Below are 12,844 nucleotides of genomic sequence, written 5' to 3'. Positions count from 1 at the left end.
GCATCGAAGGTTTTGGTCTTCCCAACACCCGACTCCATGTCACGTCTGACCGCCGCCCCCGCCCTGCTGCTGGCCGCCGCCCTGGCCGCCAACGCTCAAGAAGCGCCGAAGGAAGCCCCCAAGGCGCCCGCCTGGAACGTCAACATGCCGCCTGGCGTGGCCAAGACGGCCAACATCGACGTGAAGACCGGCACCTGGATGAGCGTGGACGTCAGCCCCGACGGCAAGACTGTTCTGTTCGACCTGCTGGGGGACCTCTACACCCTGCCCATAGCCGGCGGCGAAGCCAAGGCCCTGACGCATTCCATCGCCTGGGAACACCAGGCCCGCTTCTCGCCGGATGGCAAGCAGATCGCCTTCCTCAGCGATGCTGGCGGCGGCGACAACGTCTGGGTCATGAATGTCGACGGCAGCGGCAGCCGCGCCGTGACCAAGGAAGACTTCCGCCTGCTGAACAACCCGGCCTGGCATCCGAGCGGCAAATACCTGCTGGCCCGCAAACACTACACCGGCACGCGCAGCGCGGGCTCGGGCGAGATCTGGATGTTCCACGTCGACGGCGACGCGGCCAAGAACAAGGGCGTGCAGCTCAACGAGAAGCCCAACTGGCAAAAGGACCTCGGCGAGCCGGCCATCTCGCCGGACGGCAAATATCTGTACTACTCCCAGGACACGACGCCCGGCCGCGTCTTTGAGTACAACAAGGACAGCAATGGCGAGATCTACAAGATCTTCCGCCAGGACCTGAGCGACGGCTCGGTCGAGGCCTTTGTGCAGGGCCCCGGCGGCGCGGTCCGCCCGACGCCTTCGCCCGATGGCAAATACCTGGCCTTCGTGCGCCGCGTGCGCAACCAGAGCACCCTCTTCCTGAAGGACCTGCAGACCGGCCGTGAGTTCCCCGCCTGGAGTGGCCTGTCGCGCGACCTGCAGGAGATCTGGGCCATGTGGGGCGTCTACCCCAGCTTCGCCTGGATGCCCGGCAGCAAGGAAATCGTCGTCTGGGCCGAGGGCAAGATCTGGCGCGTCGACCCCTTCAAGGGCACGGCCGCCGACATCCCCTTCCATGTGAAGGACACGCGCGAGATGCGCGAGCCCATGCGCTATGCGCAGGTGGTGGCGCCCGACAAATTCGCCGTGCGCCAGCTGCGCGGCGCCCAGGTGTCGCCGGACGGCAAGCGCGTCGTCTACTCGGCCCTGGGCTCGCTGTACATCAAGGATCTGCTGGATGGCGCTCAGGGCACGCCACGCCGGCTGACGAAGCAGGACGAGTCATTCGAGTTTGCGCCCAGCTGGTCGCGCGACGGCAAGAGCCTGGTTTACGCCACCTGGCGCGACGACACCCAGGGCAGCATCCGCCGCCTGGATGTCGCCTCCGGCAAGGAAACCGTCGTCGTCAAGGAGGCCGGCAAATACCTGGAGCCGCGCCTGTCGCCGGACGGCAAGCAGGTCGTCTACCGCAAGGTCAAGGGCGGCGGCCTGACCAGCCCCTGGCATGGCCTGGACACCGGCCTCTACCTGGCCGCGGCCGACGGCACGGGCAAGCCCGAGCGCATCAGCAAGGAAGGCAGCGGCGCGCAGTTCGGTGCGAAGAGCGATGAGCTCTTCTTCACCAAGACCAGCAGCACCAGCGAGGTCGAGTCCCGCTTCTCGCTGACCCGCCTGAACCTGCGCGACCGCAGCGAGACCGAGATCGCGCGCAGCGACGCGGCGGCCGAGTACAGCGTGTCGCCGGACGGCCAGTGGCTGGGCTTCGTCGAGCGCTTCCACGCCTATGTGACGCCGCTGCCGGCCGTGCAGGGCCAGTCCGGCAAGGTCATCACCGTCGGCTCCAAGATGGACGCCCTGCCGGTGCGCCAGCTCGATGTGAACGCGGGCACGGCACTGCATTGGAGCGGCGACAGCAAGAAGCTGCACTTCACGCTGGGCGAGGAGCTCTTCACCGCAAACGCGGAAGGCAAGGACAAGGCCACTGCGCAGAAGATCGGCTTCCAGCAGGCCAGCGACAAGCCCAGCGGCAAGATCGCGCTGACCGGTGCCCGCATCGTCACGATGAAGGGTGACGAGGTCATCGAGGGCGGCACCGTGCTGGTGGACGGCAACCGCATCGTGGCCGTCGGCAAGGACGTCACTGTGCCCGCCGACGCCAAGCGCATCGACGCCGCCGGCAAAACCATCGTGCCCGGCTTCATCGACGCCCACTGGCATGGCGCCATGAACGACTCCGGCCTGATCCCGCAGCAGAGCTGGGTCAACCTGGCCTCGCTCGCCTTTGGCGTGACGACGTTGCACGACCCGTCCAACCTCAGCTCGGCCATCTTCACCCAGGCCGAGATGCAGCGCGCCGGCGTCGTGCTGGGTCCGCGCATCTACTCGACCGGCACCATCCTCTACGGCGCCCGCACGCCCTTCTATTCCAACGTCAACAGCCTGGACGACGCGCTGACCCATCTGAACCGCCAGAAGGCCGAGGGCGCCGTCAGCGTGAAGAGCTACCAGCAGCCGCGCCGCGACCAGCGCCAGCAGGTGCTGGAGGCCGCGCGCCAGACCGGCATGATGGTGGTGCCCGAGGGCGGCTCGCTGTTCCAGCTCAACATGAGCATGATCATCGACGGCCACACGACGGTGGAGCATTCCCTGCCCCTGGCCGATGTGTGGGAGGACGTGAAGCAGCTGTGGAGCCAGAACGCCGTCGGCTACACGCCGACGCTGAACGTCGGCTACGGCGGCCTGGACGGCGAGCACTACTGGTACGCCCGCACCGAAGTCTGGAAGCACCCCCTGCTGAGCCGCTATGTGCCGCGCACGGTGCTGGAGCCGCGCTCGGTGCGCCGCGTGACGGCGCCCGAGGAGGACTTCAACATCATCAAGGTGGCGCGCACGGCGACGGCCCTGTCACGCGCTGGCGTCAACACCTCCATCGGCGCCCACGGCCAGCGCGAAGGCCTGGGCACGCACTGGGAGATGTGGATGTTCGTCATGGGCGGCATGACGCCGCACGAGGCCCTGCGCACCGCCACCATCAACCCGGCGCGCAACTTCGGCTTCGACAAGGATCTGGGCTCGCTGGAACCGGGCAAGCTGGCCGATCTGGTCGTCATCGACGGCAATCCGCTGGCCGACATCCGCCAGACCGACCGCATTGCCCAGGTGATGCAGAACGGCCGCCTGTACGACGCGATGACGATGAACCAGGTCGCCCCCAGCGCCAAGGCCCGCAAGCCGATGTTCTTCGAAGGCGCCGACGGCAAGACCATGCCCATCGACGCCGAGGCGCTGGAGTCCGCCCACCTGGGTGACTGAGTCCGACGCCTGACAAAGGGACCCTCGGCCAGCCAGCCGAGGGGCATGACTAGGCGCGCGTGAAGCGCCGCCGGGCCAGCAGCACGGCGGCGCCGCACAGTGCCATGGCCAGCGTGCCCGGCTCGGGCACGGGTGCCGCCTGCAGGTAGTTGAATCCCGAGCCCGAGGTCAACGTGGCCTGGTTCTGCTGCACGCCGTTGAGCCAGACCGTCATGCCGCCCCAGCGCAGCGTGTGCGACAGGTCGAATGCCGCCGTGGCCAAGGCACCACCGTGGCCATCGTTGGCCGTCTGAGCCACGCCCGTCAGCTCCACGGTGAGGGGCAGCGTGTGGCCGGTCAAGAAGGTGGCCGTGCCGGTCAAAGTGCCCAGCGGGGTGCCGAAGTAGCCATGTTTGGCCAGCGCCGGCGAGTTGTTGTACAGGGTCGCATCACCGCCCAGGTCGTAGGCGCCGCCACCCATGTCCGCCCTCACCTGCCAGGACGCCGAGCCGATGTTGGACGAGCCGACGCTGAGGCTGCCGTCGAACAGCAGCTGGAAGTTCACGGTCACCTGGGTATTGGCCGCCACACCCGGCAGGTCAAGCTTGAAGTCGTCGCGGAAGCTGGCGCGGGCCACGCTGTTCAGGCTGCCCACGGAGGTGCCGTCCACCTTCAGCGTGCCGATCTCGGCATAGGCATGCGCCGTGCCGCTGGAGTTGAAGCCGCCGGTCACCAGGCCACTGCTCAACTCAGCCGACCCGGCCTGAGTCAGCACCGTGTTCAGCGCGCCCGTGCCCCCGGAGAAATTCGGGTTCACGCCCAACTGCACCTGGACATTGGTGACGGCGCCGGCGGGAACCGCCAGAAAGGCGATCGCCAGAGCAAGCGCGGTGCGGATGGGGTGCATGGGCCGTCTCCTCATAAATGATGGCTGCGAGTCTGCCCCTAGCTGCTTGGCCGGACAGCCCCCTAGATGTGAATAGAATCCTCACTCGTCAGGAGAGCGCCCCGTTGATGTTGGGGGCCGCCGAAGGCGCAGGGCCCACAGCTCGAACGCTCAGGCAAAAGGACTGACAAAACGCCACCGGTGGCAGACACTGGGGCGTTCCTCACTGGAGAGAGGCCAGCCCTTGAGCTGGTCCACCGAAGGGGCAAGCTTGGCGCGGACTGCACACCGCCTTGTCAATCTCTCAGGTACCCCGGACAGCGAGGACATCCAAACCCGAATTCCGTCGGAGCTCTTGATGTCCTCTTTGCTGCAAACGCCTCTTCACGCCCTCCACGTCGAACTCGGCGCCAAGATGGTGCCCTTCGCCGGCTACGACATGCCGGTGCAATACCCCGCCGGCGTGATGGCCGAGCACAAGCACACCCGCGCCGCTGCCGGCCTGTTCGACGTGTCCCACATGGGCCAGGTGCGCCTCGTCGGCGCTGATGCCGCCGCCGCGCTGGAGACCCTGGTGCCGGTCGACATCGTCGACCTGGGCGTCTTCAAGCAGCGCTACGCCCTGTTCACCAATGAGCAAGGCGGCCTGCTGGACGACCTGATGGTCTGCAAGCGGCCCGACGACCTGTTCGTGGTGGTGAACGCCGGTTGCAAGGAGCAGGACATTGCTCACATGCAAAAGCACATCGGCAGCCGCTGCGAGGTCATTCCCGTGCCCGAACGCGCGCTGCTGGCCCTGCAAGGCCCGCAGGCCGTCGACGTGCTGAGCCGCCTCAACCCCGAGGTCGCCAAGCTGACCTTCATGACCGGCGGCTTCTTCAACCTCGACGGCATTGACACCTTCCTGACCCGCTCCGGCTACACCGGCGAGGACGGCTACGAGATCTCCGTCCACCAGGACGACGCTGTGGCCCTGGCCCGCAAGCTGCTGAGCCATGCCGAGGTCAAGCCGATTGGCCTGGGCGCGCGCGACTCGCTGCGCCTGGAAGCCGGCCTGTGCCTGTATGGCCACGACATCAACGAAACGACCACACCGGTCGAAGCCGCCATCACCTGGGCCATCCAGAAAGTGCGCCGCGCCGGTGGCGCCCGTGCTGGCGGCTACCCAGGCGCGGCGGTCATCGACGAGCAACTCGCCAACGGTGCCGCGCGCAAGCGCGTCGGCCTGGTCGGCAAGGAGCGCATGCCTGTGCGCGAGGGCGCCAAGATCGTGACCGCCGACGGCAGCGAGATCGGCACCGTCACCAGCGGCACCCTCGGCCCCACGGTCAACCAGCCGGTGGCCCTGGCCTATCTCGACAAGGCCCACACGGCCGTCGGCACCGAAGTCTTCGCCGTTGTGCGCGACAAGCGCACGCCGATGATCGTCTCTTCCACCCCCTTCACCCCCAACCGCTACTACCGCGGCTAATCCACGGAGCCTTCAACGATGAGCATCAAGTACACCCCCGACCACGAATGGCTTGACGTGCATGGCGATGGCACGGCCACCGTCGGCATCACCGTCCACGCGCAGGACGCACTGGGCGACGTGGTCTTCGTGGACCTGCCCGAAGTCGGCAAGACCTATGCCGAGAAGGAAGTCGCCGGCGTCGTCGAGTCCGTCAAGGCCGCCGCCGACGTCTACATGCCCGTGGACGGCGAGATCGTCGAAGTGAATGAAGCCCTGCGCGACGACCCGGCCCTGGCCAACTCCGACCCGCTGAAGGCTGGCTGGTTCTTCAAGGTCAAGCTGAGCAACCCCGCCCAGCTCGACGCGCTGATGGACTCGACCGCCTACGACGCCCTGCTCAAGACTCTGTAATTCCTCGAAGTAGACCTGCCATGCCGACGCCGCTCTCCCAACTCGAAGACGCCTCCGAATTCCACGCCCGCCACATCGGGCCGGATGCCGTCGATGAATCCCTGATGTGCGCCGCCGTCGGCGTGGCCAGCCGCACCGCGTTGATCGACGCGGTCGTGCCCAAGTCCATCCGCCGCAGTGCGGGCATGAAGCTGCCCGCGCCCATCACCGAGGCGGGCGCGCTGGCCGAGCTCAAGCTCATCGCCGGCAAGAACAAGGTCTACAAGAGCTTCATTGGCCAGGGCTACTACGGCGTGCACACGCCGGGCGTCATCCTGCGCAACATCCTCGAGAACCCCGCCTGGTACACGGCCTACACGCCCTACCAGGCCGAGATCTCGCAGGGCCGCATGGAAGCCATCCTGAACTTCCAGACCATGGTGACCGACCTCACCGGCATGGACATCGCCAACGGCTCCATGCTGGACGAGGCCACCTCGGCCGCCGAAGCCGTCACGCTGGCCAAGCGCGGCGTGAAGAGCAAGAGCAACACGCTGATCGTCGCCGGCGACGTGCACCCGCAGACCATCGAAGTGATCCAGACGCGCTGCGCGCCGCTGGGCATCGAAGTGAAGGTGGGCATGGCGCCCGCGCTGATGGCCGAGAACGACTATTTCGCCGTCGTCTGCCAGTACCCCAGCACCACCGGCCTCATCCATGACCTGAAGGCCTTCGCCGACCAGGCGCACGCCAAGCAGGCCGCCTTCATCGTCTGCACCGACCTGCTCGCGCTGACCCTGCTGGTCTCACCGGGCGAATTCGGCGCCGACATCGTGGCCGGCAACAGCCAGCGCTTCGGCATGCCCATGGGCGCCGGCGGCCCGCACGCCGCCTTCCTGGCCTGCAAGGATGCGTTCAAGCGCTCGCTGCCGGGCCGCCTCGTCGGCGTGTCCAAGGACGCGCAAGGCCATCCCGCCATGCGCCTGGCCCTGCAGACCCGCGAGCAGCACATCCGCCGCGAGAAGGCCACCTCCAACATCTGCACGGCGCAGGTGCTGCCGGCGGTCGTGGCCAGCATGTACGCCGTCTACCACGGCCCCCAAGGCCTCAAGCGCATCGCCGAACGCGTGGCCAGCTACACGGCCATCCTGCATGCCGGCCTGACCCGCATGGGCCTCAAGGTCGTCACGCCGCATGTGTTCGACACGCTGCTGGTCGAGTGCGAGCCCGGCGCCGTCATGGGCAAGGCCGTGGCAGCGCAAGCCAATCTGCGCAAGATCAGCGAGAAGCATGTCGGCATCGCGCTGGACGAGACCACCTCGCGCGCCGATGTCGAAGCGATCTGGAGCTGGTTTGCTCCGGCCGGCGCCACGGTGCCCACGGTGACGGAGTTCGCTGCCGGCGTGGAAAGCCTGATCCCGTCGCAACTGCGCCGCACGAGCGCCTACCTGACCCACCCGGTCTTCAACACCCATCACAGCGAAACCGAGATGCTGCGCTATATCCGCAGCCTGTCGGACAAGGACCTGGCCCTGGACCGCAGCATGATTCCGCTGGGCTCCTGCACCATGAAGCTCAACGCCACGGCCGAGATGATCCCCATCACCTGGCCGGAGTTCGCGGGCGTGCACCCCTTCGCGCCCCAGGACCAGTTGGCCGGCTACACCGAGCTGGACACGCTGCTGCAGAACTGGCTGACCGAGTGCACCGGCTATGCCGGCATCAGCCTGCAGCCCAATGCCGGCTCGCAGGGCGAGTACGCCGGCCTGCTGGCCATCAAGGCCTGGCATGAGTCGCGCGGCGAAGCCAAGCGCACTGTCTGCCTGATCCCTGAATCGGCCCACGGCACCAACCCGGCTTCGGCCCAGATGGTGGGCATGCAGGTCGTCGTCACCAAGTGCGACAAGGAAGGCAATATCGACTTGGTCGACCTGAAGGCCAAGTGCGAGCAGCACGCCGACAAGCTGGCCGCCATCATGATCACCTACCCCTCCACGTACGGCGTGTTCGACACGCACGTGAAGGAGATCTGCCAGATGGTGAAGAGCCACGGCGGCCGCGTCTATGTGGACGGCGCCAACATGAATGCGCTGGTCGGCATCGCCGCCCCGGGCGAGTTCGGCGGCGACGTGTCCCACCTGAACCTGCACAAGACCTTCTGCATCCCGCACGGCGGTGGCGGCCCGGGCGTCGGCCCCGTCTGCGTGGTGGACGACCTCGTGCCCTTCCTGCCGGCGCACCGCACCGCGGGCCTGGGCAAGGAAACCAACATCGGCGCCGTGTCCGCTGCGCCTCTGGGCAATGCCGCCGTGCTGCCCATCTCCTGGATGTATATCCGCATGATGGGCGCCGAGGGCCTGAAGAAGGCCACCGAAGTGGCCATCCTGTCCGCCAACTACGTGGCGGCCCGCCTGAGCGACCACTACGACATCCACTTCTCCGGCGGCATCGACGGCGTCAAGGGCGGCGGCGTCGCCCACGAGTGCATCCTGGACCTGCGCCCGCTGAAGGACACGTCCGGCGTCAGCGCCGAAGACGTCGCCAAGCGCCTGATCGACTACGGCTTCCACGCGCCGACGTTGAGCTTCCCGGTCGCCGGCACGCTGATGGTCGAGCCGACCGAGAGCGAGTCCCGCGCCGAACTGGACCGCTTCATCGACGCGATGATCCAGATCCGCCAGGAGATCGCCGACGTCGAGTCCGGCAAGGCCTCGCGCGAGGACAACCCGCTCGTCAATGCGCCGCACACCTCCATGGTCGTCAGCGCCACCGAGTGGACCCACAGCTACAGCCGCGAGGCCGCTGCCTTCCCGCTGCCTTCGCTGCGCCGCCAGAAATACTGGTCGCCGGTGGGCCGTGTGGACAACGTCTACGGCGACCGCAACCTGTTCTGCAGCTGCGTGCCGCTCGCCGAGTACGACGAGGCCTGAGCGGCCGGACGCACCGCGCGATGCTTGCAGTCCAGGTCGTTGAGATTCTGTGGACCAAGGCGACGCGCGGTGCGCCTCGCGCGCTCGAGCGCGTGTCTTTGCCTCGCGCCTTTCCCATCGATGGCCCGCCTGCATGCTTTCTGCTGCAGCGCTATCAACTGGCAGAGTGGCAGGACTTCGAGCCTGTATTGCTGAAGACGGAGCCAAGTGATCAGGTACCACGCTGCGAAGGCGTTCTCAGCATCGCAGGTGCCGCCGAACACGCGTTTACGCTCGGAATTCTGGGAACGCCAGACGGTGGCCGGCCGAGGCGCACCGCATTGCTGCATGCGGTGAAGCTGTTGCCCAAGCAAGCCGCGCGTCTGACGGTCAATGCCAGGCACGCCAACTACTCCGGGCAGTACTACTCGGAGACGATCTACAACGTTGCTTTGGACGGCGACGCCGTTCCACCGGATCGCTTTCTTCGTGGGCAACCCGACCACGAGATCGACCTCAAAGCCCACCTGTTTTGACCCGAGGCGCGTAGCCACGAGCTGCGCCGCTCCCAATAGGAAACGACATGGCCGTCTCAGTCTTCGACCTCTTCAAGATCGGCATCGGCCCGAGCAGCTCGCACACGGTCGGCCCGATGCGCGCCGCGCGGCTGTTCGGCCTGCGGCTGCAGCACGACGGCCTGCTCGACAAGGTGGCCCGCGTGCAGGTCATCCTGTACGGGTCCCTCGGCGCCACCGGCAAGGGCCACGGCAGCGACAAGGCGGTGCTGCTGGGCCTGGCAGGCCATGAGCCGGACACGGTGGATGTCGAAGCGATCCCCGCGCTCTTGGACGTGATCCGCGCCGGTGACCTCAATCTGGTCGGTCAGCACAAGGTGGCCTTCGACGAGGCCAAAGATCTCGTCTTCAAGCGCCGCGAAACCCTGCCCTTCCACGCCAACGGCATGCGCTGCATCGCTTTTGAAGCCGAAGGCAACGAGATCGCGAATCGCGTCTATTACTCGGTTGGCGGCGGCTTCATCGTCAGCGACGAAGTGGCGGCCGACGGCAGCAAGCAGAAGGTCATCGCGCCCGATGTGACCGTGCTGCCCTACCCCTTCAAGTCCGGCGACGAGCTGCTGCTGCAGACCAAGCGCCACGGCCTCTCCATCGCCGAGCTGATGCGCCGCAACGAGTGCCACTGGCGCAGCGAGGCCGAGATCGATGCCGGCCTGATGAAGATCTGGGACGTCATGCAGGCCTGCGTCACGCGCGGCTGCAAGACCGAAGGCATCCTGCCCGGCGGCTTCAAGGTCAAGCGCCGCGCCGCCCAACTGCACCGCGACCTGACGGCCAACCCCGAGGCTGCGCTGCGCGACCCGCTGCAGGTGATGGACTGGGTCAACCTCTACGCGCTGGCCGTCAACGAGGAGAACGCCGCCGGTGGCCGCGTCGTCACGGCGCCCACCAATGGCGCGGCCGGCATCATCCCTGCGGTGCTGCACTACTACACGCGCTTTGTCCACCACGCCAATGAACGCGGTGTCGTCGACTTCCTGCTGACGGCCGCGGCCATCGGCATCCTCTACAAGGAAAACGCCTCCATCTCCGGTGCCGAGGTCGGCTGCCAGGGCGAGGTCGGCGTGGCCTGCTCGATGGCGGCGGCAGCGCTTTGCCAGGTCATGGGCGGCACGCCCGAGCAGGTCGAGAACGCGGCCGAGATCGGCATGGAGCACCACCTGGGCCTGACCTGCGATCCGGTCGGCGGCCTGGTGCAGATCCCCTGCATCGAGCGCAACGCCATCGCCTCGGTCAAGGCCATCAACGCGGCCCGCATGGCCCTGCGCGGCGACGGCACCCACTTCGTCAGCCTGGACAAGGTCATCAAGACCATGCGCGACACCGGCGCCGACATGATGACCAAGTACAAGGAAACGGCGCGCGGCGGCCTGGCGGTGAACATCGTCGAATGCTGATCGACCGCGGCGTGCGCGGCTGAGCCTCCACACCGAAGGTCCTGCTCCGGGTCCGCCCTGCCCCCCATCCGGGTGGAGGGCGCTGTCGCCACTGCGCGACGGATGTCGCTGCCCGTGACGCCGCTCTTCCACGGCGGGCCTGCATTGGCAACAAGTTGCAACCGCGGCCGCATCCTCAAGCCGTCCAGGGGGCGCTGATTTCCCTGTGAAAATGTCCACGCGCGAGAGGGCTAGCACGCCTCCGCGAGGCCCCTCCCTGGCAAGGTTGCCAGCTATGGAGGGCGCGACGTCGCAAGAAGAATTTCTCCCACAACAGCCGCGGAACCATCCGCGGCCAGCAACCCGCTCAGAGGTTCAGGGAGATTCATGTCGACGACCGAGGCAAGGCCTGGCCCCGTGCCGCTTTTCCGTCCCGAAGTCAGGGAGAGCCAGCAGGCCCAGTGGCTGGGCAGCATCCGCATAGGACGGCCACTCAGCTTCACCGTGGCGACCGGCGCCGCGCTGGCGATGGCCCTGGCATTGGCGGCGTTTGCCTGCTGGGGCAGCATGAGCCGCAAGGTCACGGTCCAGGGCTTGCTGCTTCCGTCCGGCGGACTCATGCAGATCAAGGCGCCGCAGGCCGGCGTCATCGCTCAGGTGCTGGTGCAGGAAGGCGACGTGGTGCGCGCGGGCCAGGCGCTGCTGCGTCTGAAGAGCGAGCGCATCACCGCGGCCGGCGACATGGCCGCATTGAATGAACAGGCGCTCAACGCCAGGCGGTCCAGCCTGGATGCCGAGCGACGCCTCGCCGAGCAGGGCCTGATGCAGCGCCAGGACGGCCTGCAACAGCGGCTACGCAGCCTCCAGGCGGAAGAGCGCCAGGCGCAGGCCGAGCTGGAAACCCATCAGCTGCGATTGCAGCTGGCGCAGACGACGCTGGAACGCCAGCAGCAGCTCGCCCGTGAAGGCTTCGTGGCGGCGGCACAGGTGCAGCAGCGCCAGGAGGAGATGCTGGATCTGCAGCTGCGTGAACGCAATGCAAGGCGCAACCAGCAGGCCCTGGCCCGGGATGTGCAGGGCGTGAAGGCAGACCTGCAGGCCCTCGAGACCCAGACCCGCACCAGCCTCGAGCAACTGGGACGCAACCGGGCCGAACTGGATCAGCAGATCGCCGAGGCCGACAGCCGCAGCGGCATGGTCGTCACGGCGCCCCGGGATGGCCGCGTGAGCGCCATCACGCTGGGTGCCGGCCAGAACGTGCAATCGGCCAGCACGCTGCTGAGCCTGGTGCCGCTGGCGGCTGACACCGACGCTTCCGCCTCCGACCTGCAGGCCCAGCTGTTCGCACCCAGCCACACCTCGGGCTTCGTGCGGCCGGGCCAGGCGGTGTGGTTGCGCTATGCAGCCTTCCCCTATCAGAAGTTCGGCATGGCGCGGGGCGAGGTCATCGCCATCAGCCGCAGCCCCATCGCCCTGGCCGACCTGCCGACTGGTCAGGCGCCGCATGCCGGACAGGCGGGCGAGCCCCTGTATCGCATCACCGTGCGGCTGTCCGCGCAGACGGTGGCTGCCTACGGCCAGTCCATGCCATTGGTGGCAGGCATGCGGCTCGATGCCGATGTCCAGCAGGAAAGCCGGCGCATCTGGGAATGGCTGCTGGAGCCGGTGCTGTCCATTGCACGGCGCAGTGCCGACTGACGCCCGGCGTCCGCGAGATCTCCGCATTTGCCGCCGGCGGAATGAAATAAACGGCGGTGTTCCTATCGTTGAAAACCATGAACGAGCAATCGAAGCAAGCAACCCCCTCGACCGAACAGCTGCTGCACCGCAGCCTCGCCGTTGAACTGAGCCTGGAGCAACTCGGCGAGATCGCCGGCGCGCAGACTGGCCGCTACTACTTCACCGGCTGCGGCGGCTGCGGCGATGAGTGCAGCGCCGACTACGGCCGCGACAACGACTGAGCCCACTCGGCTTCT

Annotated in this window: 9 protein-coding genes and 2 riboswitches; of the genes, 8 read left to right on the top strand and 1 reads right to left on the bottom strand. The window is 67.3% G+C overall.

Translation table 11 applies throughout. The annotated features are described in order from the left end of the window. Nucleotides 1–36: 36 nt before the first annotated feature. Entirely contained in the window at nt 37–3,300 is a 3,264-nt protein-coding gene (locus AC07OY_RS26285) for an amidohydrolase family protein (RefSeq protein ID WP_495045559.1), read from the top strand. Between the two features lie 49 nt (nt 3,301–3,349). Here the strand turns inward: AC07OY_RS26285 and AC07OY_RS26280 are convergent, their stop codons facing one another. Further along, complete coding sequence (locus AC07OY_RS26280; RefSeq protein ID WP_495045558.1) at nt 3,350–4,186, bottom strand: hypothetical protein; 837 nt, start codon at nt 4,184–4,186, stop codon at nt 3,350–3,352. Between the two features lie 79 nt (nt 4,187–4,265). Next, nucleotides 4,266–4,362, top strand: a riboswitch (glycine riboswitch). A gap of 19 nt (nt 4,363–4,381) precedes the next feature. Continuing rightward, a riboswitch (glycine riboswitch) is annotated at nt 4,382–4,496 on the top strand. Nucleotides 4,497–4,523: 27 nt separating this feature from the next. Here AC07OY_RS26280 and gcvT point away from each other — a divergent pair. From gcvT to AC07OY_RS26245, 7 genes are all read left to right on the top strand, one after another. Continuing rightward, a complete protein-coding gene (gene gcvT / locus AC07OY_RS26275) occupies nt 4,524–5,636 on the top strand; it encodes a glycine cleavage system aminomethyltransferase GcvT (protein ID WP_495045557.1) in 1,113 nt (370 codons plus the stop codon). Between the two features lie 18 nt (nt 5,637–5,654). Next, a complete protein-coding gene (gcvH, locus tag AC07OY_RS26270; protein WP_495045556.1) occupies nt 5,655–6,029 on the top strand; it encodes a glycine cleavage system protein GcvH in 375 nt (124 codons plus the stop codon). A gap of 20 nt (nt 6,030–6,049) precedes the next feature. Then, the gene (gcvP, locus tag AC07OY_RS26265; protein ID WP_495045555.1) at nt 6,050–8,938 is read left to right on the top strand and encodes an aminomethyl-transferring glycine dehydrogenase; all 2,889 of its coding nucleotides are present in this window, start codon (nt 6,050–6,052) and stop codon (nt 8,936–8,938) included. A gap of 20 nt (nt 8,939–8,958) precedes the next feature. Then, complete coding sequence (locus AC07OY_RS26260; protein ID WP_495045554.1) at nt 8,959–9,453, top strand: hypothetical protein; 495 nt, start codon at nt 8,959–8,961, stop codon at nt 9,451–9,453. Nucleotides 9,454–9,500: 47 nt separating this feature from the next. Next, nucleotides 9,501–10,889: an L-serine ammonia-lyase gene (locus AC07OY_RS26255; RefSeq protein ID WP_495045553.1), complete on the top strand. Its 1,389-nt coding sequence runs from the start codon at nt 9,501–9,503 to the stop codon at nt 10,887–10,889. Nucleotides 10,890–11,285: 396 nt separating this feature from the next. Further along, the gene (locus AC07OY_RS26250; RefSeq protein ID WP_495045552.1) at nt 11,286–12,566 is read left to right on the top strand and encodes an HlyD family secretion protein; all 1,281 of its coding nucleotides are present in this window, start codon (nt 11,286–11,288) and stop codon (nt 12,564–12,566) included. Nucleotides 12,567–12,643: 77 nt separating this feature from the next. Continuing rightward, nucleotides 12,644–12,829 carry a hypothetical protein gene (locus AC07OY_RS26245; RefSeq protein WP_495045551.1) on the top strand — a complete coding sequence of 62 codons (186 nt, stop codon included), beginning with the start codon at nt 12,644–12,646 and terminating at the stop codon, nt 12,827–12,829. Nucleotides 12,830–12,844: the final 15 nt, after the last annotated feature.

It is taken from the genome of Roseateles sp. GW821-FHT09H10, from assembly GCF_059415865.1.
Note: the sequence above shows the minus strand (reverse complement) of the source record. Positions and strands in the feature narration are given on the sequence as shown.

Excerpts from the sequence above, each read along its gene's own strand:
- gcvP (WP_495045555.1), top strand. The coding sequence starts at position 6,050 with ATGCCGACGCCGCTCTCCCAACTCGAAGACGCCTCCGAATTCCACGCC.
- gcvH (WP_495045556.1), top strand. The coding sequence starts at position 5,655 with ATGAGCATCAAGTACACCCCCGACCACGAATGGCTTGACGTGCATGGC.
- AC07OY_RS26285 (WP_495045559.1), top strand. The coding sequence starts at position 37 with ATGTCACGTCTGACCGCCGCCCCCGCCCTGCTGCTGGCCGCCGCCCTG.
- AC07OY_RS26280 (WP_495045558.1), bottom strand. The coding sequence starts at position 4,186 with ATGCACCCCATCCGCACCGCGCTTGCTCTGGCGATCGCCTTTCTGGCG.
- AC07OY_RS26245 (WP_495045551.1), top strand. The coding sequence starts at position 12,644 with ATGAACGAGCAATCGAAGCAAGCAACCCCCTCGACCGAACAGCTGCTG.
- AC07OY_RS26255 (WP_495045553.1), top strand. The coding sequence starts at position 9,501 with ATGGCCGTCTCAGTCTTCGACCTCTTCAAGATCGGCATCGGCCCGAGC.
- gcvT (WP_495045557.1), top strand. The coding sequence starts at position 4,524 with ATGTCCTCTTTGCTGCAAACGCCTCTTCACGCCCTCCACGTCGAACTC.
- AC07OY_RS26260 (WP_495045554.1), top strand. The coding sequence starts at position 8,959 with ATGCTTGCAGTCCAGGTCGTTGAGATTCTGTGGACCAAGGCGACGCGC.